Genomic DNA, 22,330 nt, shown 5'->3' with positions numbered 1-22,330 from the left:
AACGTGTAGCAGCTTATCGCTGAACTCCTCGTCTCGGAATCGAACGACATCAACCGGGGGACTTTGGTCGAGATGTTGACGCGCAAACAATACGAGCTTCTGCGGTTCATCAGCGAACGTCTGAAGGAGAGCGGCGTGCCGCCGTCCTTCGATGAGATGAAGGATGCGCTCGACCTGCGCTCCAAGTCGGGCATCCATCGCCTGATCACTGCGCTCGAGGAGCGCGGCTTCATCCGCCGCCTGCCCAACCGCGCGCGCGCCATCGAAGTCATCAAGCTGCCCGAGCTCCAGGCGGCCGCCGGCAATCGCCGCGGCTTCACGCCGAGCGTCATCGAGGGCAATCTCGGCAAGATACGCGCGAGCTCCAGCCCGCCCGCTGACGAGGGCGAGCGTCCCGTCGCGGTGCCCGTGATGGGCCGCATCGCGGCCGGCACGCCGATCGAGGCGTTGCAGACCCGCAGCCATACCATCAGCGTGCCCCCCGACATGCTCGGCTCGGGCGAGCACTACGCACTCGAAGTGCGCGGCGACTCGATGGTGGAGGCCGGAATCCTCGACGGCGACATGGCGCTGATCCAGCGCAACGAGAGCGCCGATACCGGAGACATCGTGGTGGCGCTGATCGACGACGAGGAGGCCACGCTCAAGCGCTTCCGCCGGCGCGGCGCCTCCATCGCGCTCGAGCCCGCCAATGCAGCCTATGAAGTCCGTATTCTTCCGCCGAACCGGGTGAAGATTCAGGGCAAGCTGATCGGGCTTTACCGGAAGTACTGAGCGGATTTAGCCGCTCAACTGCTTTGGAGCGGATGTGTGTCCGCTCCGGCCGGATGGTTTTTCTGGTTCTGCACAGATTATCCGGCCCCTGTTCCGGCGCGACATTCTCGGCACACCGCTCGAAGCAGCATCGCTTTGCGGCCTTCGCGTTCGAGAAATGACCGCGCGCCAAGTCGCGGCATCAGCGTCGCATACCGCTACCGAACGAATGTGTCGTTACGCTGCAAGGCTACTGATGTCGCCGGAGGCGCCCAGCTAGCTCGCTAGAATGCGGCTCCCGAACACACGGAAGCGAGCTTTGTTCCTATTGGATGCGGGAAAGATAATGTGATCGCGGCTTGCAGACGCAGCCGCAGATTTGCCCATAACCAAGCAGAGCGTCGCGTGCTTCCACCTGATAGAGGCCTGCGCCTCAGAAAGAGGTGCGGGTCCTCATCTTCGCATGAAGGAGCACCCGATGTGTGACTACAGCCTGCATGCCGTCGCGACGCGCCCCGCTGAGGTGGGCGAGACCATCGTCACGACAACCTTCCGCGGCACCTCGACACGCGGCTTCGCCTCCGAAGCCGATCTCTCGGTCGCGGTCTGCCTGCTGCCGGGAACGGAGCTCGCCTTCGCCGACAACGTTCGTTACGACAACCGCTGGATCTGGACGCGCACCGTCAACTCCCGTGTCGGCAAGTTCGGCAAGATCGACCCGCACATTCCCGATCGCCATCATGACGCGATCGAATTCCCCGACGGCAAATACGTGCTCGTGACACAGCTCGTCGAAGGCCAGCGCGCGACCGTGCTGCAATTGCCGGTGACCCAGCCGGTGGGCGAACGCGAGCACAAGCCGCAGATCGTTGCCGGCGCCCGGCCGACGATCACGCGCCTGCCGATCGGCTGAGTCGACGCCCCGGCCCATCGGTCGAGGGCCAGGATCGAAATGCCATCGCCGGCCGAGGCCGGCGAGATGGTATGATTTGCGTCCTGCGATGTCCCATCGGACCGCTTCCGCATCCGTTCTCAATCGTCAGCCTGCAAGTCCGCCTCCGACGGGGTTGCGTCCCGGTTGCGCGACACCGCCGTCCTCGGCGCAAGGCTGCCGCCGAAATCCCCCTCGCCGGCACCGGCCGGCAGCCAGGGGCGGCTCGCGCCCCGCGCCCTCACCGCCTTGACCGAGAAGCCGTCGCCGTTCCGCGTCAGAGCCAGCGCGCCCTGACTGGCGAGACGCAGCCGATCGACCACCATCGCCGCGCAATCGGGCGGCGCGGGCCAAGCCGTCACCACCAGCGCGGCGCGGCTGCAATCGTCCGCCAGCGCATCGATCCGCAAGGACAGCGCGACCAGCCGCCCGTCTGCGAGCGGCGTGACGCAGCCGGACTCGTCACACGACACACCGCTCGCCAACGAGGCATTGGCGGCATCGCGCGGATCGGCGTCGGCAGCCAGCCACTCCTTCAGCAGGAAGCCATCCTTGCTCGCGCGGATCACGTGCAGGCGCCCATCCCCACCCCGCACCGCCACGCTCTGGCCATCCCCGGCAATCAGGATATCGGGCTGCCGCACCGACAGCCCCCAGAGGACCGCTGCCAGCAGCACCAGGGCCCCGCCCCAGCGCAAGGGTGTGCGCAACAGACCCATCGCGATGATACCGAGGCTGGCCGCGATCAGCGGCGCGATCCCGAAGGCCGGAATGCGGCCGACTGCACCCGGCAGAGCCGCCACCCAGCGCGAGACCGCAACCATCCACTCGATGCCGATGCCCATCAGCCACCAGAACACGCCGTCGAGCCCGAAGGGCGCCGCGAGCAGTCCCAGCAGACCCGCCGGCATCACCAGCGCCGAGACCACCGGCATCGCGCCGAGATTGGCGAGCACGCCGTATGGCGTGACGCGGTGGAAATGGAAGGCAGCGTATGGCGTGGTCGCAAGCCCCGCGATCAACGAGGCCAGGAACAGTATCGCGATCTCCCGGCCGCCCCACAGCGCGACCCGCGCCGTTGCGGAGTGATCGGGCGATGCGAGCAGGTTCGGCATGCCGATCTGCACCAGCGCCACCAACCCGAGCGTCGCCGCAAACGACATCTGAAAACTCGGGTGAACCAGCGCTTCGGGCGCGACCGCAAGCACGATCAGCGCGGCCACCGCCAGCGTGCGGAAGGTGATGGCACGGCGGTCCACCATCACGGCGATCAGCACCACCGCGGTCATGAAGAACGATCTCTGCGTGGCGACCTCCGCGCCTGACAGAAGCAGGTAGAACGCAGCCGCCACCAGCGCCGCAGCCGCCGACCACTTTTTGATGGCAAAGCCGGCCGCCAGTCCGGGGATCAACGCCAGCAGCGCGCGCACCGCGAAGAACACGACGCCGGCGACGACCGCCATGTGATAGCCGGAAATCGACAGCACATGGCCGAGCCCCGAGACGAACATGGCATCGTTGACGGGCGCCGAGATGGCATCGCGCCGTCCGGTGAGCAGCACCGTCGCGATCGCGCGATTGTCGCCCTCGAGCGTCGCACGGATGCGCGCGTCGATCGCATCGCGCAGCCCCTGCATGAACGCGGCGTAGCGCAGCCGCAGGACCGCGGCATCCGGCGGCGCGGAGGCCGTGATCGCCCCCATCACGAAGCCGGAAGCGCCGATGCCCTGGAAGAACATGTCGCGCGAGAAATCATAGCTGCCGGGGCGCACAGGCGAGATCGGGGGCAGCAGCCGTGCCTTCAATTGCACGAAGCTGCCGACCTCCGGTGCGGTCCCCTTGCGCACCGAAAGCCGTACGCGCTCGAGCCTGACGTCGCTGCGCTGCGCCTCCATGGTACTGACGCGCAGCACGAAACGATCCGTGCGTTCGCGGATGTCGCGCGCTTCCACGTAGCCCGACAGCGACACCGCATAGAGCGGCTTGGCCAGCACCGGATGGGCGATGCGCGCCGTCTTCCAGGTCGCCACGGCAAACCCGGCTGCGACGGCCGCGATCATGATCGCCGGAGCAAACAGCCAGCTGCGCCGCAACAGCACGGCGCCGAGCGCGAGCACGGCCGCCGTCGCGGCGACGACCCACAGCACCGGCTCATGATCGGCAGCGAAATAGAGCGCGATACCACCGCCGAACGCGACCGGCACCCAGGGCAACAGCCGGCCAGGCCCGGCCTCGGCGCGGGCCCATTGTCGGAGCGTTTCCGCGATTGCCGGCCAAACGCCGGAGCCCGCCGAGGCAAAGCCGCCTGCGGGTGCGGCCCGGCCGACCGGCCACGTCCCGGCAACTCCCTGGGAGCGAGCTGGCCGCCCCGACTCCGCCATTCCCCTGCACCTTACGATACGCGACGGGGGCGGAGGCTACCGGAACGTGCGACTGCGCGAATAGCGGTACAGATCGGGAACAGGCAGCGCGGCGCCCTACTTTTCCTCTTCCATGGTCACCGCGACCGAGGCCTTGGCCGACAGCCGGACCTTGTTGCCCTCGACGTCGGCAACGAGGCTCTTGTCGATGAAATGATGGTGACCCTTGTGGCTGCCTTCGCCGCTGTCCTTCTTGGTCAGCTTGATGCGATTGCCCTCGACACGATCGACGGTACCGACATGAACGCCGTCGGCGCCGATGACTTCCATATGCTCTGCGATGTTCTGCATGGCGGGATCCTTTGTTGACTCCCAGCCAACGCACCAATCCCTCGTTCGTTTCCCCCGTCCGATGACGATGCCGTGCGCAGCCAAGCGCGTCAGATCAGCGGTGCCTGCGACGAGGCGTGATGATTGACGATCTTCCACTCGCCGTCCTCGCGGATGAGGACCCAGCTCATCTTGACGACGAGATCGGGACGCTCGCCTGCAAGGTCGAACGTGATGGTTGCAGCCATATTGATCAGGTCAGGACCTGCATGCGCGGCGTTCACCTCCGAGAACGTCGCGCTCGGCCTGCGCCATCGCTGCAGCCCGTTGAAATAGTCGGCGCCCCCGTCCCTGCCCCGATAGAGTTTCGGGTTGGAGCCGAAGAAGAACGCGTTCTTCGCATAGAGCGAAGACAGCGCGGCCGCATCGAGCTTCGCGAAGCCGGCGCACCATTTCGCGATGACGGCGGAAACGACGGCGTCGGCTTCGCTGCTCATTGCGCATCAACCCTTCGCGACTTCCTTGGCGAACGTATCGCGCAGGCCGATTGTGCGCGAGAACACCGGCTTGCCCGGCGTCGAGTCCTTGTCACGCACGAAATAACCCTGGCGCTCGAACTGCATCGGCTCGGTGGAATTGCTCTCCGCGACCGACGCCTCGACCCGCGCATCGGACAGGATCTCCAGCGAGTTCGGATTGAGGTCGGCCGCGAAGTTCGAGGCATCCGGGCTCGGATTTGAGAACAGCTGGTTGTAGATGCGGATCTCCGCCGGCTTGGATGCCGCCGCCGGCAGCCAGTGCATGGTCGCCTTGACCTTGCGGCCGTCGGGGGCGTTGCCGCCCTTGGTCGCGGGATCGTAGGTGCAGCGCAGCTCCACCACCTCGCCCTTGTCATTCTTGATCACGCCGGTGCACTTGACGAAATAGGCATAGCGCAGCCGCACCTCGTTGCCCGGCGACAGGCGGAAGAACTTCTTCGGCGGGTTCTCCATGAAGTCGTCCTGCTCGATGTAGAGCTCGCGGCCGAACGTGATCTTCCGGGTGCCGGCCGAGGGATCGTCGGGGTGGTTGATCGCCTCGAGCTCCTCGGTCTGCCCTTCCGGATAATTCTCGATCACCACTTTCAGCGGCTTCAGCACCGCCATGCGGCGCTGCGCGGTGCGGTTCAGCTCCTCGCGGATGCAGAACTCGAGCATGCCGACATCGACCACGCTGTTGGCCTTGGCAACACCGATGCGCTTGACGAATTCGCGAAGGGCAGCCGGCGGCACGCCGCGGCGGCGCATCCCCGCCATGGTCGGCATGCGCGGATCGTCCCAGCCCGCGACATGTCCGTCCCGGACGAGCTGGGTCAGCACGCGCTTGGACAGCAGCGTGTAGGTCAGGTTGAGCCGCGCGAACTCATACTGGTGCGGCTTGGACGGCACCGGCAGCTTCTCGATGAACCAGTCATAGAGCGGCCGGTGGTCCTCGAACTCCAGCGTGCAGATCGAATGCGTGATGCCCTCGATCGCGTCCGACTGCCCATGCGCATAGTCGTAGCTCGGATAGATGCTCCATTTGGTGCCGGTGCGCGGATGGTGCGCATGCAGGATGCGGTACAGCACGGGGTCGCGCAGATTGATATTGCCCGCGGCCATGTCGATCTTGGCCCGCAGCACGCGCGCGCCGTTCGGGAATTCACCGGCCTTCATGCGGCGGAACAGGTCGAGATTCTCCTCCACGCTGCGGTCGCGGAACGGCGAGTTCTTGCCGGGTTCGGTCAGCGTGCCGCGCGTGAGGCGGATCTCCTCCTGGGTCTGGTCGTCGACATAGGCGAGCCCGTCGCGGATCAGCTGCTCCGCCCATTCGTACAGGCGGTCGAAATAGTCCGAGGCGAAGAACAGGTTCTTGCCCCAGTCGAAGCCGAGCCAGCGCACGTCGGCCTGGATGGAATCGATGTATTCCTGCTCTTCCTTGACCGGGTTGGTGTCGTCGAAGCGGAGATGGCAGCGGCCCGGAAACTCCTGGGCGATGCCGAAGTTGAGTGCGATCGACTTGGCGTGGCCGATGTGCAAATAGCCGTTCGGCTCCGGCGGGAACCGGGTCACGACCTCCTTGTACTTGCCCTGATCGAGGTCGGCCTGGATGATGTCACGAATGAAATCGCGCCCAACCTCAGTCGCCACCGGTTCTGTCATCACGAAAATCCTGTAGGGAAATCAGCGGTCCTTCTGCCAAATTCGCTGGGCCGCGCCAAGCCTTAGCATGTCCGCCGTCGGGCTTTAGTTATGCTCCGGTCCTGATATATACCACCGCCTCCAATGCATAGGCCCTGCCAAGAATGTCCGATTCCGTCGTCACGCGCTTCGCTCCCTCGCCGACCGGCTTCCTCCATATCGGGGGTGCCCGCACGGCGCTGTTCAACTGGCTCTATGCGAAGAAGCACGGCGGCAAGATGCTGCTGCGGATCGAGGACACCGACCGCGAGCGCTCCACCGAGGCCGCCATCGCTGCCATTCTCGACGGCCTGAAATGGCTGGAGCTCGGCTGGGATGGCGAGGTCATCTACCAGTTCGCCCGCGCCGCCCGACACCGCGAGGTTGCCGAGCAGCTGCTGGCCGACGGCAAGGCCTATCGCTGCTACGCCACCGCCGAGGAGCTTGCCGCCATGCGCGAGAAGGCGCGCGCGGAGGGACGCACCCGCCTCTATGACGGCATGTGGCGCGACCGCGATCCGGCCACGGCTCCGGGCGACGTCAAGCCCACCATCCGCCTGCGCGCTCCGCAGACCGGAGAGACCGTGATCGAGGATCAGGTCCAGGGCCGCGTGGTCTGGCAGAACGAGAACCTGGACGATCTCGTCCTGCTGCGCGGCGATGGCAACCCGACCTACATGCTCGCGGTGGTGGTCGACGACCACGACATGGGCGTCACCCACGTGATCCGCGGCGACGACCATCTGATCAACGCCGCGCGCCAGAAGCAGATCTACGACGCGATGGGCTGGGCCCTGCCGAGCATGTCCCACATCCCGCTGATCCACGGCCCGGACGGCTCGAAGCTGTCCAAGCGCCACGGCGCGCTGGGCGTCGATGCCTACCGCGCCATGGGCTACCTCCCGGCCGCGCTGCGCAACTACCTGGTGCGCCTCGGCTGGAGCCATGGCGATCAGGAAATTTTCTCGACCGAGGAGATGATCGCGGCATTCGACCTCGCCAGCGTCGGCCGCGCCGCCGCCCGCTTCGATTTCGCCAAGCTGGAAAACCTCAACGGCCACTACATCCGCCACGCCGACGATCAATCACTCGTGAAGATGTTCGAGGATGTGCTCGATCACGTGGTGCCCAGCCGCGACGAGCTTAAGGCCAAGTTAAACGACGCCACGCGCGCGCAGCTCCTGAAGGCCATGCCGGCCCTGAAGGAGCGCGCCAAGACGCTGATCGAGCTGATCGACGGCGCCTATTTCATCTTCGCCGACCGGCCGCTGCAGCTTGATCCCAAGGCGCAAGCGCTGCTGACGCCCGAGAACCGCAAGCTCATCGGCCAGCTTCATTCCGCGCTGGAGAAAGTCGAGACGTGGAGCGGCGCCAGCACCGAAGCCGCGCTGCGCAGCTTTGCCGAGGAAAATGGTCTCAAGCTCGGCGCGGTCGCCCAGCCGCTCAGGGCGGCGCTCACCGGGCGGACGACGTCGCCTGGAATATTTGAGGTTCTGGACGTCCTGGGACGCCAGGAAAGCCTGGGCCGGCTTAAGGATCAATCTACGACGTAAGTCGACCATGCGCGCGGCGATCTTGCAGCGCACACAGCAATAATATACCCATCTCCCTGTACATTCTGGAACTTCCGGCCTGCCCCATTAACTCCTGAGGGGCCTCCGGCTCCGGCCCGTTTCACCACACATCGGGGACCTACGATGGACGCAAAACCAAGCAACAAGACCGCCACGCTGACGGTCGGAAACAAGAATTACGATCTTCCGATCCTCAGCGGCAGCGTCGGGCCTGATGTCATCGATATCGGCAAGCTGTACGGCCAGTCCGGCCTGTTCACCTACGATCCCGGCTTCACCTCGACCGCGAGCTGCCAGTCCAAGATCACCTATATCGACGGCGACGCGGGCGTTCTGGAATACCGCGGTTACCCGATCGAGCAGCTCGCCGAGCACGGCGACTTCCTGGAGACCTGCTATCTCCTGCTCTACGGGAACCTGCCGACCGCGGAGCAGAAGAAGGATTTCGATCATCGCGTGACCCATCACACGATGGTGCACGAGCAGATGGCTCGCTTCTTCCAGGGCTTCCGCCGCGATGCCCATCCGATGGCGATCATGGTTGCGGCCGTCGGCGCGCTCGCCGCATTCTATCACGATTCGACCGACATCAACGATCCGAAGCAGCGCATGATCGCCTCCATGCGCATGATCGCGAAGATCCCGACGCTGGCGGCAATGGCCTACAAATACACCGTCGGCCAGCCCTTCATCTATCCGAAGAACTCGCTCGGCTTCGCCGAGAACTTCCTCAACATGTGCTTCGCGGTGCCCTGCGAGGACTACAAGGTCAGCCCCGTGCTCGCCGACGCGCTGGAGAAGATCTTCATCCTCCACGCCGACCACGAGCAGAACGCCTCGACCTCGACGGTGCGCATCGCCGGCTCCTCCGGCGCCAACCCGTTCGCCTGCATCGCGGCGGGCATCGCCTGCCTCTGGGGTCCTGCGCATGGCGGCGCCAACGAAGCCGCGCTCAACATGCTCTATGACATCGGCACGGTCGACAAGATCCCCGAATTCATCGCCAAGGTGAAGGACAAGAACTCCGAAGTGCGCCTGATGGGCTTCGGTCACCGCGTCTACAAGAACTACGATCCGCGCGCCAAGATCATGCAGAAGATGTGTCACGCCGTGCTCAAGGAGACCGGCCATGGCGACGATCCGATGCTGAAGGTGGCGATGGAGCTCGAGCGGATCGCGCTCAGCGACCAGTACTTCATCGACCGCAAGCTCTATCCGAACGTCGACTTCTATTCGGGCATCACGCTGAAGGCGATGGGCTTCCCGGTCTCGATGTTCACCGTGCTGTTCGCGGTCGCCCGCACCGTCGGCTGGATCAGCCAGTGGAGCGAGATGATCGAGGATCCCCAGCAGAAGATCGGCCGTCCGCGCCAGCTCTACACCGGCGTCACCAAGCGCGACTACGTGCCGATCAAGGATCGCAAGTAAGTCCTGAGCCAACGACTTTCGACACGGCGCCATCTTTCGATGGCGCCGTTTTCGTTTTGGGGTTCAGGCGAACTCGCTGCGGTTTGCACACCTGACGCCCCAATCGGCGCACTCTGCTTGCTGCCGCGCACAACAACAAGTTCGGCGCATCGCGCCAGCGGACACTTGACAGTCGAAACGCTTCGCGCGCAAATTCTTACACTAAGTAAGAATGACGACAGGGATGGAAATGCCGGAGCAGCCGAGAAGTCGGCGGCAGACGCGCGCTGCCATTTTGACTCATTTGCTGCAGTCGGGCGGTTCGTTTCGGCCGCCTCTGGCCAAGGCTGTGCGCCTGTCCGAGGCGAGCCTGTCGCGCATCCTGTTCGATCTCAAGGCCGAAGGTTTGATCGAGGAAGTGCGGCGCCCTGCCCCTTACGTCGGCGGCCCGACCGGTCTCGTTTCGCTCGACGGCTCGGTGGCACTCGCGGCCGTCGAGCTGACCGCGCAATGGCTGAGCGTCGGGGTTGGCGGCCTCTCGGGCGAACTGCACTACAACGAGCGTCTGCCGTTGCCGAAGGCGCCCACGGTCGAAACGGTGGGCCGCGTGTTCCACGAGGCGATGACATTGCTGCGCGATTGGACACGCCGCCGCCGCATCACGCTCGCCCAGATGGGAGTCTCCATTCCGGGTCTTGGCCGGTTGACCGTATCGGGCAATCCGATCATTCCCTGTGACGTCGAGCGTATCCGTGGTCTGATCGGCGAGATGTTTGCCGATGTGCCGCTGGAATTCACCAATTCGGTCGTCGCGCACGCCACCTTTCACCGCTGTCGTACGCAAAACTATCCGTTCAGCGACACGCATCTGTTCGTCCTCGTCAGCCACGGCGTTGCCGGTGCCTGGATGGATGATCCGGTCGAGGCCGATGCCCTGCAACCGATCGAACTCGGACACATGGTGTTCGGCCCCCAGGGACCGCGCTGCCGGTGCGGCCATCACGGCTGCGTCGAGGCCTATACCTCGCTTCCCGCTTTGGCCGATCTCCTCGGTGTCTCCGGCGCCGAGTTGCTCCAGCTCGGCAACGAATGGGTGCACGCGATCCCGCTGTCGGCGCGGGTGCGTCAGGAGTTGCGACGGCGGTTGTTCCGGCTCGGCCTCGCGATCGGCAACACCCTGAACGTCAAGCCGTGCGGCGGCGTCGCGATCAGCGGCTGGCCGTCGCTTCTCTCTGAAGAGGATCGCAAGGCAGTGGTCGACGGGATCGACGCCTGCCTGTTGGGGGGACGCAAGCTGGCGCAAGTATCCATCGCCTTCGTGCCGCCCTCGACCGGCAACGATCCGCAGGCCGCACTCGCTTTCGCCGCCTTTTGTCTCGCCAGCCGTGGCGGGATGCCCGTCGCCTCGACGGAGGCGGCCTGAGGCGGCCTGCACGGCTCGCGCGAAGAACTTTCACACCGGGAGGAAATGCCATGCCGATCACGACAACAAGGCGCCGTCTGCTCGCTGGATCTGCGGCCACGCTCGCACTGCCGGCATTCGCCCGGGCGCAAGGCGCGGCCAAGCCGCGCCTGACCGCGATCTCGCAATGGTCAGCGGGCAGCGACGGGGCGGCCATCACCGCGCTCGGCAAGAAATTCGAGGAGAAAGGAGGCGTTTGGCAGCACTCGCCCGTCCCCGGCTTCACAACCGAAATGATGAACAAGCTGCGCGCTCAGATCATGGCCGGCGATCCACCGGCCTGCTCGCAGCTCAAGGGTCCCGAGATCGCAGCCTGGTCGAAGATTGCTCCGACCGTCGATCTCGACGCCGTCGTCGCTGCCGCCGGTTACGAGAAGGTCGTCGCACCAGACCTTGCGAAGTTGCACAAGCCGGCAGGCAAATGGATTGCACTGCCGCTGCAGATCTACAGCACCAACATGCTGTTCCTGTCCAAACGCGCGATGGACAAGGCCAAGGCCGACAAGATCCCAGTCACCTGGGCGGACTTCAATGACTTGGCCGAAAAGATGAAATCAGGCGGCGTCAACCATCCCGTCGCCAACGGCGGTACCCGGCCGGGCGACGGGCAGAAGTTCGAGGCTGCCCTGGCGGGCATCAGTCCCGCCGCGTATCGCGCCGCGATCATGACTCTCGACAAGAAGGCTCTGGAGGGCCCCGAGATCAAGGCCGCGTTCGCACAGGTGCGCAGGATCGCCGACTGGATGGACCCCAACGTCGGCGCCCAGCACTTCTCGACCAACCTGAAGCGCTTCATCGACGGCGACATGGGCATGATGATCATGGGCGGATGGGCGCAGGGCGTTTTGCGCAACGCCGGTTTCAAGTTCGAGGACTTCATCATTGCGCCGGGTCCCAGCGACAACGGCAAGCCGGTCTTTCTGTTGAACGCCGATGCGTTCATCTTCTGGCAGCGCAAGGAGCCGGACCTGCAAGCCGGCCAGACGCTGATGGCCCAGCTCGTCATGGATCCGGCGATCCAGACGATGTACTCGCAGATTACGGGATCGATCCCCGTGCGCACCGATGTCGATCTTTCCGGTGAAGGCTGGTCGGACGGTCAGCGGCGGACCGCAGCAGCCCTGAAAGACGCTATCGCCAGCAATCAGGCCGTCCTGAGCCTTGCGCACAACATGGCGCAGGAGAATGGAATGACGGCGGCGATGATCGACGTGATCACGGAGTACGTGAAGAACAAGACGATCAAGCCGGAGCAGGCAGTCACCCGCCTCGCCGAGGCCGTCGAGGGCGCACGTTGACCAATGTTGCCGCGATGAGACCGGGCCGGCCGGCGGTTCCTGAATGGGTGCGCCGGCTGCCCGAATATCTGACGATCTGGGTCCCGCTGCTGCTGTCCGCCGCGCACCTCGTGTCGTTCTCGCTATGGACGATCTGGATCTCGTTCACGCCCTCCACGCTCGTCCCGGTCTCGGGCTGGGTCGGCTTGCGCAACTACACGGCGGTCGCGGCATCGCGGAACTGGCAGATCGCCTTCGACAATCTGCTGCTGTTTGGCAGCGCTTTCGTGGTGCTGAGCGCAGCGACCGGCCTCGCTCTTGCGATCCTGCTCGATCAGCGCATTCGCGGCGAGAACGTGCTGAGATCCATCTTCCTCTATCCCCTCGCAGTGTCGTTCGTGGTCACCGGCACGGTCTGGAGCTGGCTCCTCAATCCCGGCCTCGGGATCCAGAAGCTGGTTCACGACCTCGGCTGGACCTCCTTCAAGTTCGACTGGCTGATCGACCGCGACATGGCGATCTGGACCATCGTCATCGCTGCGATCTGGCAATCCTCCGGCTTCGCCATGGCGCTCTTCCTTGCCGGCCTTCGGTCCGTCGACGCCGACATCATCAAGGCCGCGCAGATCGACGGCGCGGGGCCGGTCCGACTCTACCGGCGCATCATTCTGCCGTCGCTTTGGCCGATCACCATCACCGTCGTCGTGATCCAGTTGCAGTTCGCGATTTCGACGTTCGACCTCGTCCGCGCGCTCACCAATGGCGGGCCGGGAATTGCGACCCAGCTGCCGGCACTCGTCGTCTACGACCTGATGTTCCAGCGCAGCCTGCTCGGCCGAGGCGCAGCCGCGGCGGTCCTCATGTTGCTCATTCTTCTAGCGGTGCTGCTGCCGTATGCGGCGTGGCGATATGTCCAGCGACGGCGAGCCGCCCATGCCTGACCGCAGCTTCACGCCAAGCCGGATTTTGATCTATCTCGCGGTTTCGCTGATCGCCGCGGCCTGGCTCGCGCCGCTGGTCGTCGTGGTGCTGAACTCGCTCCGCAGCAACGAGGAGATCGCGCAGGCCTCGATGATCGGCTGGCCGCAGCAATGGGCCTGGAGCAATTACGCGGTCGCCTGGAGCGGCTTCTGCGTCGCCGAGACCTGCGCCGGCATCCGGCCGTACATGCTGAACTCCGCGCTCGTCACGATTCCCGCAACGATTTTCTCGACGTTGCTCGGTGCGATCGCCGGTTACGCCGTGTCGCTCTGGCGCTTTCGCGGCGATAACTGGATCTACGGCATCGTGACCCTTGGCCTTTTCCTTCCCCAGCAGATGCGCCTGCTGCCCTGGACCATCGTGCTGCGGGACATCGGTCTCATCAACACACTGACGGGACTCGTGCTGATCCACACCATCCAGGGGCTCTCCTTCACCACGCTGTTCTGCCGAAACTACTATGTCGCCATTCCCCATGAACTGATCAGGGCCGCGCGCATCGACGGCGCCGGGTTCTTTCGCATCTTCTGGCGCATCATCCTGCCGCTCTCGGCTCCCATCCTGATCGTCACGGTGATCTGGCAGTTCACGCATATCTGGAACGAGTTCCTCTATGGCGTGACATTCACGAACGGCCAGCAGCAGCCCGTCACGGCAGCTCTCATCGCGCTATCCGCGGCCGTCGCGGATATCCCGCAGCATGGCGTGCAGAGCGCAGCGGTCATCATCGCAGCCCTGCCCACTCTGTTGATCTATCTCCTCGGCGGAAAATACTTCGTCCGCGGCCTGACAGCCGGGGCCGTAAAATGATGGATTTGTCATGGCAGCCCTGAGCATTCGCGCCCTGTCCAAGCGCTACGCCACTCTGGAGGTGCTGAAGGGCATCGATCTCGACATCGAGAGCGGCGAGTTCACGGTACTGGTCGGACCGTCCGGCTGCGGCAAGTCCACGCTGCTCAACATCATCGCCGGACTCGATCGCGCGAGCGCGGGGACGATCGAGATCGGCGGCCGCGTCGTCAACGACATCCCGCCCAAGGACCGCGACATCGCCATGGTGTTCCAGTCCTACGCGCTCTATCCCTCGATGACGGTGCGCCAGAACATCACCTTCGGCATGGAATGCCGTCATGTGCCGAAGGCCGAGCAGGAGAAGGCGGTCGCGAACGTGGCGAAGCTGCTCCAGATTGAGCCGCTGCTCGGCCGCAAGCCGTCGCAATTGTCCGGCGGCCAGCGACAACGCGTGGCGATGGGGCGTGCGCTGGTGCGCGATCCCCTGCTCTTCCTGTTCGACGAGCCGCTGTCCAATCTCGATGCCAAGCTGCGCGTCGAGATGCGGATGGAGATCAAGCGGCTGCATCAGCGTATCGGCGCCACCATCGTCTACGTGACGCACGACCAGATCGAGGCAATGACGATGGCGACGCGCATCGCCGTGATGCATCAGGGCAGCGTGCAGCAATTCGCCGATCCTGACACCGTGTACCGCTACCCGGCCAACCTGTTCGTCGCGCGCTTCATGGGCTCGCCGCCGATGAACACCATGCCGGCACGGCTCGAGCCCGGGGATGACGGGCCGGTGGTGGTCATCGGCGGAGGGCGGCCCGAAGAGGTTCGCTTGCGCCTCAAGGGATATGACGCAGCAGCGCCCTTCCTCGGCCGCGACGTGGTGTTCGGAATCCGGCCGGAATGCATCGCCGAGGGCAGCCGCGCCTTTTCCGGCGATGCGCCCGTCCTCGTCAACGCGCCGGTTGAGATGGTCGAGCCGACCGGCGCGGAGACGATGGTGTTGCTGCGGCTCGGGGGCGAGCCCGCGATGGCGCGCATCTCGCCCGACCTCCGCCCCGCGCCCGGGGCATCCGCCTCCTTCGCCCTCGACACCCGCCGCGTTTGCCTGTTCGACCCCGAGACGGAGCGACTGATCGCATGACGAAGACGACTTATTCAGGCCTAGCCGGCCGCGTGGTGTTGATCACCGGTGGCGCCAGCGGCATTGGCGCCGCCTTCGTGCGGGCCTTCGCGACCCAGGGGGCCCGGGTCGCCTTCCTCGACATCGACACGGAGGCCGGCGAAACGCTGGTGCGGGAGGTCGCGGCCGCAGGCGGGACCACAGCGCTGTTCGTGCCCTGCGATCTCCTCGACATCGAGGCCTTGCGCACCGCGATGACGGAGGTCCGCCGCACGCTCGGCGATGCCTGCGTACTCGTCAACAACGCCGCCAACGACCAACGGCAGGTTCTGTCCGAGGTGACGCCGGCCGAGTTCGACTGGACGATCGGCGTCAATCTCAAGCACGTCTTCTTCGCGGCGCAGGCGGTGGTGCCGCAGATGCAGGCGCGTGGCGGCGGCTCGATCATCAACATGTCGTCGATCGCCTGGATGCGCGGCGCGCCGGCGCTGCCGGTCTATGCCGCTGCGAAGGCCGCCATCGTCGGCTTCACAAATTCGCTGGCACGGTCGGTCGGCCCCGACCGCATTCGCGTCAACGCGATCGCGCCGGGCATGGTGATCACCGAGCGCCAGCGCCGACTGTGGTATCCGGACGAGCAGATCATCGCCGAGGTACGGGCGCGCCAGGCCGTTCCCGATGCAGTGACGCCCGAGGACGTCGCCAACATGGCGCTATTCCTGGCCTCCGACGAGAGCCAGCGCATCACTGGACAGTGCTTTCGTGTCGATGCGGGCCTCGCCTAAACTTTAGCTGGCTGGCAGCAAGTCCCGGGCAATCAAAACAGCAGCTGAGCGTCTACTCGCAACCTGCTCGCTTGCTGCCGTCGCAGGCTGGATGTGATCCAAGACCAGGTTCCTCTCGTATCGGGTACGGAGGGAGCTTTCTTATGAACCGAACGCTTGCGAGGATTTGCCAGGAAATGGCCGGCCGAGTGCTCGAACTTCAGCGCGGACTCAACACCCCGGAGCGGCGGTTGGAATTGGCCGACGAGCTTCAGGCAACGGTCGAGAAGTATCTCGCCTTTGAGAAGCGAAAGAACCAGTTTTCTCTTCGGAAAGATCGGTAACGCGGCCCCAGCAAAATCGGGTTCCCGAAATTCTTGCACCGTCGCAACGGTCGTTCGTTGATTTTCTTATGCTTTTCTACCTGGACGCTCAAAACCGAAGGGAACTCGTTTTGCCGAACGTCCGGCATGCCCGTGTTTCCGCAGGTACAGCTAAGTATCGCTGAATGATGTCTACTTGCTTCGATATTTCAGCCGAAGGGGACGACATATGAGAAAGAGAATTCTTGCCGGCGCCGCGGTGGCGGCATTGGCGATGAGCACCAATGCTTACGCCGCCGACATGGCAGCCCGCCCTTACGTTAAGGCGCCGCCGCCGGCAGTCGCATCGGTCTACGATTGGAGCGGCTTCTACATTGGCGGCAACGGTGGATACGGTACAAGCCGCAATTGCTGGGACTTCGTAAGCTTCGCTGGCGCTCCTTTCACGGCAGCCGAGGGATGCCACGACGCAGATGGCGCTGTCGCGGGCGGTCAGATCGGATACCGCTGGCAGTCGGCCGCCTGGGTGTTTGGATTGGAGGCGCAGGGTAACTGGGCCGATCTGAACGGCTCCCGAGTCTCGTCGCCCGCCTTCGTGGTCGCGCCGGGTGACCTCACCATCAATTCCCAGGTGCGCGCCTTCGGTCTGTTTACCGGCCAGGTCGGTTGGGCTTGGAACAACGCGCTGTTGTACGTAAAGGGCGGCGCGGCCGTGGTTGATAGTCGCTACTCCCACACCTTCACAGCGACCAACGCGCTCATCAACACGAGCAGCGATACGCGATGGGGCGCGACCGTGGGGGTCGGTATGGAATACGGCTTCGCTCCCAACTGGTCGGTCGGCGTGGAATACGATCACATTTTCCTGGATCGCAGGACGCTGGGCTTCGCGGCCGCGCCTGGAGGCGTTGCCACGAGCAACAGCATTGGCCAGGACGTGGATATCCTGACCGCACGTATCAACTATCGCTTCGGCGGGCCGGGTCTGACGCGCTACTGAGTGCGAGCCCCGGCTCGGCCGCGGGTTTTAAGTGATTGTTGTGGTGCCATATCACAACGATACAATAAGGCAGAGAGAGACGACCGATGCGAATCGGTCGTCCATCTCCCAGCCATGTAAGCAGGCGCTTATGAGGACACTCCCTAGCCTGTCCTCTTGCCCTTCCGCATCGTGGCGAGCACGATGTCAGTCGCGAGCACGCTCGGCGATTTGTTGCCGGTCGACATGATCTGATCGAGACGGGCGAACGCCTCCACCTGCGCACGTCGCAGCGGCGAATCCGTCAGCAACTCAGCGAGCGCCGGGGCCAACTTCTCGGGCGTGCAGTCCTCTTGCAAATACTCGGGAATGACGTCCTTGCCGATTACCAGATTGGCGAGAATCACCGAGGAGACGCGGATCGCGCGACGCAGGATGAAGGCCTCGATCGCGCCGACGCGATAAGCCGTCACCATCGGAATGCCCGACAGCGCGAGCTCGAGCGTCACCGTGCCGGACTTGGCCAGCGCGGCGTGGGCAATGCGGAAGGCAGCGCGCCTCTCGTTCTCGCCAGTCACGATTCGAGGCTTGACCGGCCAGTTCGCGATGCCCTCGCGAATGGTGGCTTCGAGATGCGGCATGGTCGGGAGCATCAGATCGAACGCGCGCCCCTGCGCCTGCAACCGGCCGAGTGCCGCACCGAACACGCCGAGGTGATGCCGGATCTCGCTGCGGCGGCTGCCGGGCAGCACCAGCAACACCGGCGGCTCGCCGTCGCGGCGAGCCTGCTCCTCAGCATTCGGCCGCAGCGAGGACAATTGCTCGATCAAGGGATGGCCGACATAGCTGCAGGGCGGGCCGCCGAGCTTGCGGTATTCCTCGGGCTCGAAGGGCAACAGGCCGAGCACGTGATCGACATAGCCGAGCATGGTCCGCGCCCGTCCCGGCCGCCATGCCCAGAGCTGGGGCGAGACGTAATCGACGATCGGGATCGACGGACTGCGCGAACGCACGCGGCGGGCGACGCGGTGGGTGAAATCGGGGCTGTCGATGATGACGAGGGCGTCGGGCGCGGCCTCGGTCACCGCGTCGGCGGTCTCGCGGATCAGCCGCAGGATCTTCGGCAATTGCTGCACCACCGCGGCGAAGCCGACGATGGAGAGCTCCTCGATCGGAAACAAGGTCTCGAGCCCCTCGCGCGCCATGGTGCGGCCGCCGACGCCGACGAACTGCACGCCGTCGCCGAGGCGCTGGCGCAGCACCTTCATCAAGGCACTGCCGAGCCTGTCGCCGGATTCCTCCGTGGCGATCAGGAAGATCTTCCGCTCGGGATCGCGATCGTGCATCACGCCGGCAGGCCGATGATGAAGAGATATTTCGCGTCGGCGAGCGCGATCATCGCCTGCGGCTCGGCGGCGATGGTGTTGCCGGCGATGACGGCGATGCCCGCAAGGCCGGCCGCCGCGACGCCCTCGATGGTGCGCGGGCCGATCGTCGGCAGATCGAAGCGCAGATCCTGGCCGCTCTTCGGCACCTTCACCAGCACGCCGCGTCCCGTCGCCGTGCGAATGCGGCCCTCCTCGCGCAGCCGCGCGACGCGCGCGAGCAGCGCGTCGGTACCCTCGATGTCCTCGACCGCGACCACATGGCCATCGATCACCACCGCCGCCTGGCCGATGTCGAACGGACCCAGCGCGGTCAGCGCCGCGCGGCCGCGCTCGATGTCCGTCTTGGCGTTGTCATTCGGCCAGGCGCGGCTGATGCAGCCCTCGGGCATCAGCAGATCGGGCGCGACATCCTTGATGCCGACCATGCGGAAGCCGTCCTGCTCGAGGAGGCGGCCGACACCTGACAGCAGATGGTCGTCGCCGCCGCGGAAGGCGCGGATGACATTGCCGAGCAGGCGCAGTGTCTTGATGTCGAAACGGATCTCGGACAGCGAAGGCCGGACCAACGTGCCGATGAAGATCAGGTCGCGGCAGCCTTCCTCGCGGAACAGCCGCATCGCGCGGCCGAGCTGGCCGACCGAGATCCAGCGATGACGGAATTTCTCCACCCGCGCCGGATCGCAGGCTCCGCGCAGCGGAAACAGCACCGGCGTGATTCCGCGCGCGGCGAGCGAGTCGGCAACCGCGAACGGCATCGCGCCGCCGCCGGCGACCACGCCGACCGGCGATGAAATCTCCGAAGCCGCCGATGTCATGCCCGCGGCCATTCGGAAATCACTTTGCGATGGCGGGAAGGCAAAGCGGGCGCTTGCCCTTGCCGATGAAGTCGAGGATCTCGGCAATCGCCGGGTCTTCGCCCGCGAGCGGCCTGGACGCCTCCAGCCGCTCGGCGAAGGTGCCGGGGCCATGGAAGAGCTTCTGGTAGAATGCGCGCACGGTCGCAAGCCGCTGCTTGGTGAACTTGCGCCGCTTCATCCCGATCAGGTTGAGACCTTCCAGCACCGCATATTGGCCGTTGACGAGGCCGAACGGGATGATGTCGTCGCGCACGCCGCACACTCCGCCGACCATGACCTGCGGCCCGATGCGGGTAAACTGGTGCACCGCGGACAGACCGCCGATGAAGACGAAGTCGCCGATCTCGCAATGACCGCCGAGCGTTGCCGAGGTCGCGAAGATCACGTCATTGCCGACGTGGCAGTCGTGGCCGACGTGGCTGCAATTCATGAAATAGCCGCGGTCGCCCACCGTCGTGATGCCGCCGCCGGCGACAGTGCCGGCGTTCATTGTCACGGATTCGCGAATGGTGCAGCTAGAGCCGATCCTGAGCTGCGTCAGCTCGCCGCGATAGCCGAGCGATTGCGGCGGTGTGCCGAGCGAGGCGAAAGGGTAGATGGTGCAATCGTCACCGATCGTGGTCTGCGCGGTGACATGCACGTGCCCGATCAGCTTGCAGTTCGTGCCGATCACCACGTTCGGGCCGATGATGCAATAGGGTCCGATCTCGGTGCCCTCGCCGATCACGGCGCCGTCCGCGACCCGTGCGGTGGGATCAATCTTGCTCATCAAGCCAATCTTACTCGTCAAGAAGGTCTGGTTATGTATTGAAGTCGCTTGGTTTTCGGGTGGTTAGCGCGACTATGCCCGATCTGTCCAGTGACGTATCATCTCGGCGTGTTTCAGGTACCGGATGAGGCGGCCCTTCCGGGCCTTCAACGTGTTCATGCGAAGCTCGAGGTTATCGTGGTCAGAACCCTGGCACTTCTGCTCGCACAGCTCGCGGCGGCTCCTGTCGTCTCCGAGACGGTCGAGACCCGGGCGCGGCACTTCGTCGATCTCGGAACGTTCGAGTGCCGCGACATCACGCGGAGCACGGTGGTTCAGCGGGTCTGCTACGATCGTGCGCGGCAGGACCTCGTCGTCGCAACGAACGGCGCCTATGACCGCTATTGCGGCGTGACGCCTGACACGGTCGAACGCCTCCTGGGCGCGCCGTCCATGGGCCAGTTCTTCAACCGGGCCATCGGGCGCGCCGCCGCGGGCCGCCGCTACGATTGCGGCGCGTAAGCCGCTCAGTCCGTCAACATCGCGCCGACATCGGCTTCCGCGACGACCTGCCCGTTGACCTTGGCATCGCCGTGAAACCACCACATGGCCTTGCGGCGGCCGAGCGAGCGCATGTGATATTCGATGGTATCGCCGGGCAGCACCGGCTTGCGGAACTTGCACTTGTCGATGGTGAGGAAATAGACCGCCCGCGGCTTCTCGGTGCCTTCGACCGACTTGATGCCGATCACGCCCGCGGTCTGCGCCATCGCCTCGATCATCATGACGCCGGGATAGACCGGACGCTCGGGGAAGTGCCCCTGGAAGGCCGGCTCGTTGAAGGTGACGTTCTTGATGCCGATGCCGCTGTAATCGGCGCGGATGTTGATCACGCGATCGATCAGCAGCATTGGAAAGCGGTGCGGCAGGGTCTGGAGGATCGCGTTGATATCCACCAGCTCGAACTTAACAGGTGATTCCGCCGTCATTCCCGTCCCTCGTCCTTATCGGCCTTGCTGTCGCGTACCAGCCGCTCCACCGCGATGATTTCCTTGAACCACTGCTTGGTCGGCTTGGCAAAAAAGCCGCCCCAGCGACCGTTCGCCGGGATGTCGTCCTTGACGCCGCTCATCGCGGTGACCTGGGCCCCGTCGCCGATCTTGAGGTGATTGTTGATCCCAACCTTTGCTCCCAGCGCCACGTTGTCGCCGATGGTCAGGCTGCCGGCGAGGCCGATCTGGGCCGCCAGCAGGCAGTGCCGGCCGATCGTCACATTGTGGCCGATCTGGACCTGATTGTCGATTTTGGTCCCCTCGCCGATCACGGTGTCGCGCAGGGATCCGCGGTCGATCGTGGTGTTGGCGCCGACCTCGACGTCGTTCTGGATCAGCACCCGACCGGTCTGCGGCACCTTCAGATGGCCCTCGGGACCGAAGAAGATGAAGCCGTAGCCGTCCTGGCCGATCGAGCAGCCCGGATGGATCAGCACGTTGTTGCCGATCAGGGCGCACTGGATCGCCGTGCGGGCGCCGACATTGCAGTCCCGACCGATCTTGACGCCGGGGCCGATCACCGCCCCGACGCCGATCACTGTGCCGCTGCCGATCTCGACGTCCGCGCCGATCACAGCCAGGGGGTCTACGATCACGCCGTCCTCTAGCCGCGCCGTGGGATCGATGATGGCCGACGGCGCGATGCCCTCATTGCCGACCCAGGACTGCGGCCTGAGCGCGTCGCCGTGCCACTCCCGCGCGATCCTGACGAAGGCGCGGAATGGCTGCGCCACCCGCAGCACCGCCACGTGCGCGGGCACCTCGGCCTCGAAACGCGGACTGACCAGACAGGCACCCGCCCTGGTCGCCCTGAGCTGATCGACATATTTGAGGTTGTCGAAGAATGCCAGATGCGCCGGGCCCGCTTCGTCCAGCGACGCCAGACCCGTGATGATTTGGCCGCCCCTCGCGGGGTCGACCAGCTGCGCCTTTGTCAGCGTGGCAATTTCGGCCAGCGCTGTGGCAGGCGGCTTTGTGAAGAAGGTCGGCTGCGCCATTCCACCCCGTCGCGGTCCGGCTTCGGCATGAAGCGGTCA

At 65.0% G+C, this 22,330-nt stretch carries 22 protein-coding genes; 13 read left to right on the top strand and 9 right to left on the bottom strand.

Going from position 1 to position 22,330, the window contains the following annotated elements:
- Positions 1-72 precede the first annotated feature (72 nt).
- A complete protein-coding gene (gene lexA, locus AX729_RS31490; protein WP_060737749.1) occupies positions 73-774 on the top strand; it encodes a transcriptional repressor LexA in 702 nt (233 codons plus the stop codon).
- Positions 775-1,231: 457 nt separating this feature from the next.
- Positions 1,232-1,666, top strand: coding sequence for a hypothetical protein (locus AX729_RS40765; protein ID WP_061028125.1), 435 nt, complete (start codon positions 1,232-1,234; stop codon positions 1,664-1,666).
- Between the two features lie 119 nt (positions 1,667-1,785).
- On the opposite strand, the gene AX729_RS31480 is transcribed toward AX729_RS40765, so the two are convergent.
- From AX729_RS31480 to AX729_RS31465, 4 genes are all read right to left on the bottom strand, one after another.
- Positions 1,786-4,065 carry a ComEC/Rec2 family competence protein gene (locus AX729_RS31480; RefSeq protein ID WP_061028067.1) on the bottom strand — a complete coding sequence of 760 codons (2,280 nt, stop codon included), beginning with the start codon at positions 4,063-4,065 and terminating at the stop codon, positions 1,786-1,788.
- 96 nt (positions 4,066-4,161) lie between these two features.
- The gene (locus AX729_RS31475) at positions 4,162-4,395 is read right to left on the bottom strand and encodes a DUF2171 domain-containing protein (RefSeq protein ID WP_061028066.1); all 234 of its coding nucleotides are present in this window, start codon (positions 4,393-4,395) and stop codon (positions 4,162-4,164) included.
- A gap of 89 nt (positions 4,396-4,484) precedes the next feature.
- A complete protein-coding gene (locus AX729_RS31470) occupies positions 4,485-4,871 on the bottom strand; it encodes a YybH family protein (RefSeq protein ID WP_061028065.1) in 387 nt (128 codons plus the stop codon).
- Positions 4,872-4,877: 6 nt separating this feature from the next.
- Complete coding sequence (locus tag AX729_RS31465; RefSeq protein WP_061028064.1) at positions 4,878-6,554, bottom strand: glutamine--tRNA ligase/YqeY domain fusion protein; 1,677 nt, start codon at positions 6,552-6,554, stop codon at positions 4,878-4,880.
- Between the two features lie 143 nt (positions 6,555-6,697).
- On the opposite strand from AX729_RS31465, the gene gltX reads away from it, so the two are divergent.
- The 10 genes from gltX (at position 6,698) to AX729_RS31415 (ending at position 17,269) form a co-directional block, all read left to right on the top strand.
- The gene (gene gltX / locus AX729_RS31460) at positions 6,698-8,125 is read left to right on the top strand and encodes a glutamate--tRNA ligase (protein WP_061028063.1); all 1,428 of its coding nucleotides are present in this window, start codon (positions 6,698-6,700) and stop codon (positions 8,123-8,125) included.
- 144 nt (positions 8,126-8,269) lie between these two features.
- Positions 8,270-9,574: a citrate synthase gene (gene gltA, locus AX729_RS31455; protein WP_061028062.1), complete on the top strand. Its 1,305-nt coding sequence runs from the start codon at positions 8,270-8,272 to the stop codon at positions 9,572-9,574.
- A gap of 223 nt (positions 9,575-9,797) precedes the next feature.
- Positions 9,798-10,976: an ROK family transcriptional regulator gene (locus AX729_RS31450; protein WP_197433723.1), complete on the top strand. Its 1,179-nt coding sequence runs from the start codon at positions 9,798-9,800 to the stop codon at positions 10,974-10,976.
- A 50-nt stretch (positions 10,977-11,026) separates the two neighbouring features.
- Positions 11,027-12,313 (top strand): ABC transporter substrate-binding protein, encoded by a 1,287-nt coding sequence (locus tag AX729_RS31445; RefSeq protein ID WP_061028061.1) that lies wholly within the window; start codon positions 11,027-11,029, stop codon positions 12,311-12,313.
- A gap of 14 nt (positions 12,314-12,327) precedes the next feature.
- Positions 12,328-13,233 carry a carbohydrate ABC transporter permease gene (locus AX729_RS31440; protein ID WP_061028060.1) on the top strand — a complete coding sequence of 302 codons (906 nt, stop codon included), beginning with the start codon at positions 12,328-12,330 and terminating at the stop codon, positions 13,231-13,233.
- Positions 13,226-14,083: a carbohydrate ABC transporter permease gene (locus AX729_RS31435; protein ID WP_061028123.1), complete on the top strand. Its 858-nt coding sequence runs from the start codon at positions 13,226-13,228 to the stop codon at positions 14,081-14,083. Before AX729_RS31440 ends, AX729_RS31435 begins: the two co-directional genes overlap by 8 nt.
- Before the next feature lie 10 nt (positions 14,084-14,093).
- On the top strand, positions 14,094-15,203 hold the full coding sequence (locus AX729_RS31430) for an ABC transporter ATP-binding protein (protein WP_061028059.1): 1,110 nt from the start codon (positions 14,094-14,096) through the stop codon (positions 15,201-15,203).
- Positions 15,200-15,967, top strand: a complete 768-nt coding sequence (locus AX729_RS31425) for an SDR family NAD(P)-dependent oxidoreductase (protein ID WP_061028058.1) — start codon at positions 15,200-15,202, stop codon at positions 15,965-15,967. Before AX729_RS31430 ends, AX729_RS31425 begins: the two co-directional genes overlap by 4 nt.
- 143 nt (positions 15,968-16,110) lie before the next feature.
- On the top strand, positions 16,111-16,290 hold the full coding sequence (locus tag AX729_RS31420) for a hypothetical protein (RefSeq protein ID WP_061028057.1): 180 nt from the start codon (positions 16,111-16,113) through the stop codon (positions 16,288-16,290).
- A 208-nt stretch (positions 16,291-16,498) separates the two neighbouring features.
- A complete protein-coding gene (locus tag AX729_RS31415; protein WP_061028056.1) occupies positions 16,499-17,269 on the top strand; it encodes an outer membrane protein in 771 nt (256 codons plus the stop codon).
- Between the two features lie 143 nt (positions 17,270-17,412).
- On the opposite strand, the gene lpxB is transcribed toward AX729_RS31415, so the two are convergent.
- From lpxB to lpxA, 3 genes are read right to left on the bottom strand one after another with little or no spacing between them, the layout of a single operon-like run.
- Entirely contained in the window at positions 17,413-18,597 is a 1,185-nt protein-coding gene (lpxB, locus tag AX729_RS31410; protein WP_156457307.1) for a lipid-A-disaccharide synthase, read from the bottom strand.
- Positions 18,594-19,451 (bottom strand): LpxI family protein, encoded by an 858-nt coding sequence (locus AX729_RS31405; RefSeq protein ID WP_061028122.1) that lies wholly within the window; start codon positions 19,449-19,451, stop codon positions 18,594-18,596. Before AX729_RS31405 ends, lpxB begins: the two co-directional genes overlap by 4 nt.
- A 19-nt stretch (positions 19,452-19,470) precedes the next feature.
- On the bottom strand, positions 19,471-20,262 hold the full coding sequence (lpxA, locus tag AX729_RS31400; protein ID WP_061028054.1) for an acyl-ACP--UDP-N-acetylglucosamine O-acyltransferase: 792 nt from the start codon (positions 20,260-20,262) through the stop codon (positions 19,471-19,473).
- Between the two features lie 177 nt (positions 20,263-20,439).
- Between lpxA and AX729_RS31395 the strand changes: the two genes are divergently transcribed.
- Positions 20,440-20,763, top strand: coding sequence for a KTSC domain-containing protein (locus AX729_RS31395; RefSeq protein ID WP_061028121.1), 324 nt, complete (start codon positions 20,440-20,442; stop codon positions 20,761-20,763).
- A 5-nt stretch (positions 20,764-20,768) separates the two neighbouring features.
- Here the strand turns inward: AX729_RS31395 and fabZ are convergent, their stop codons facing one another.
- Together fabZ and lpxD are read right to left on the bottom strand one after the other, a co-directional pair.
- The gene (gene fabZ / locus AX729_RS31390) at positions 20,769-21,230 is read right to left on the bottom strand and encodes a 3-hydroxyacyl-ACP dehydratase FabZ (protein ID WP_024341283.1); all 462 of its coding nucleotides are present in this window, start codon (positions 21,228-21,230) and stop codon (positions 20,769-20,771) included.
- On the bottom strand, positions 21,227-22,291 hold the full coding sequence (lpxD, locus tag AX729_RS31385; RefSeq protein ID WP_061028053.1) for a UDP-3-O-(3-hydroxymyristoyl)glucosamine N-acyltransferase: 1,065 nt from the start codon (positions 22,289-22,291) through the stop codon (positions 21,227-21,229). The genes fabZ and lpxD overlap by 4 nt, the downstream gene beginning before the upstream one ends.
- Positions 22,292-22,330: the final 39 nt, after the last annotated feature.

This window comes from Bradyrhizobium sp. CCH5-F6 (genome assembly GCF_001556045.1).
Lineage (GTDB): Bacteria > Pseudomonadota > Alphaproteobacteria > Rhizobiales > Xanthobacteraceae > Bradyrhizobium.
The sequence above is the reverse complement of the archived record's forward strand: the minus strand, read 5'-3'. Positions and strand labels throughout refer to the sequence as shown.

Bases quoted from the DNA above. Each gene is read 5' to 3' on its own strand.
- AX729_RS31480 (WP_061028067.1), bottom strand. From the start codon at position 4,065: ATGGCGGAGTCGGGGCGGCCAGCTCGCTCCCAGGGAGTTGCCGGGACG.
- lpxD (WP_061028053.1), bottom strand. From the start codon at position 22,291: ATGGCGCAGCCGACCTTCTTCACAAAGCCGCCTGCCACAGCGCTGGCC.
- AX729_RS31425 (WP_061028058.1), top strand. From the start codon at position 15,200: ATGACGAAGACGACTTATTCAGGCCTAGCCGGCCGCGTGGTGTTGATC.
- AX729_RS31435 (WP_061028123.1), top strand. From the start codon at position 13,226: ATGCCTGACCGCAGCTTCACGCCAAGCCGGATTTTGATCTATCTCGCG.
- AX729_RS31415 (WP_061028056.1), top strand. From the start codon at position 16,499: ATGAGAAAGAGAATTCTTGCCGGCGCCGCGGTGGCGGCATTGGCGATG.
- AX729_RS31450 (WP_197433723.1), top strand. From the start codon at position 9,798: ATGGAAATGCCGGAGCAGCCGAGAAGTCGGCGGCAGACGCGCGCTGCC.
- lexA (WP_060737749.1), top strand. From the start codon at position 73: ATGTTGACGCGCAAACAATACGAGCTTCTGCGGTTCATCAGCGAACGT.
- AX729_RS31405 (WP_061028122.1), bottom strand. From the start codon at position 19,451: ATGACATCGGCGGCTTCGGAGATTTCATCGCCGGTCGGCGTGGTCGCC.
- gltX (WP_061028063.1), top strand. From the start codon at position 6,698: ATGTCCGATTCCGTCGTCACGCGCTTCGCTCCCTCGCCGACCGGCTTC.
- AX729_RS31440 (WP_061028060.1), top strand. From the start codon at position 12,328: ATGAGACCGGGCCGGCCGGCGGTTCCTGAATGGGTGCGCCGGCTGCCC.
- AX729_RS31470 (WP_061028065.1), bottom strand. From the start codon at position 4,871: ATGAGCAGCGAAGCCGACGCCGTCGTTTCCGCCGTCATCGCGAAATGG.
- gltA (WP_061028062.1), top strand. From the start codon at position 8,270: ATGGACGCAAAACCAAGCAACAAGACCGCCACGCTGACGGTCGGAAAC.
- AX729_RS31420 (WP_061028057.1), top strand. From the start codon at position 16,111: ATGAACCGAACGCTTGCGAGGATTTGCCAGGAAATGGCCGGCCGAGTG.
- AX729_RS31445 (WP_061028061.1), top strand. From the start codon at position 11,027: ATGCCGATCACGACAACAAGGCGCCGTCTGCTCGCTGGATCTGCGGCC.
- fabZ (WP_024341283.1), bottom strand. From the start codon at position 21,230: ATGACGGCGGAATCACCTGTTAAGTTCGAGCTGGTGGATATCAACGCG.
- AX729_RS31475 (WP_061028066.1), bottom strand. From the start codon at position 4,395: ATGCAGAACATCGCAGAGCATATGGAAGTCATCGGCGCCGACGGCGTT.
- AX729_RS31430 (WP_061028059.1), top strand. From the start codon at position 14,094: ATGGCAGCCCTGAGCATTCGCGCCCTGTCCAAGCGCTACGCCACTCTG.
- AX729_RS40765 (WP_061028125.1), top strand. From the start codon at position 1,232: ATGTGTGACTACAGCCTGCATGCCGTCGCGACGCGCCCCGCTGAGGTG.
- lpxA (WP_061028054.1), bottom strand. From the start codon at position 20,262: ATGAGCAAGATTGATCCCACCGCACGGGTCGCGGACGGCGCCGTGATC.
- AX729_RS31465 (WP_061028064.1), bottom strand. From the start codon at position 6,554: ATGACAGAACCGGTGGCGACTGAGGTTGGGCGCGATTTCATTCGTGAC.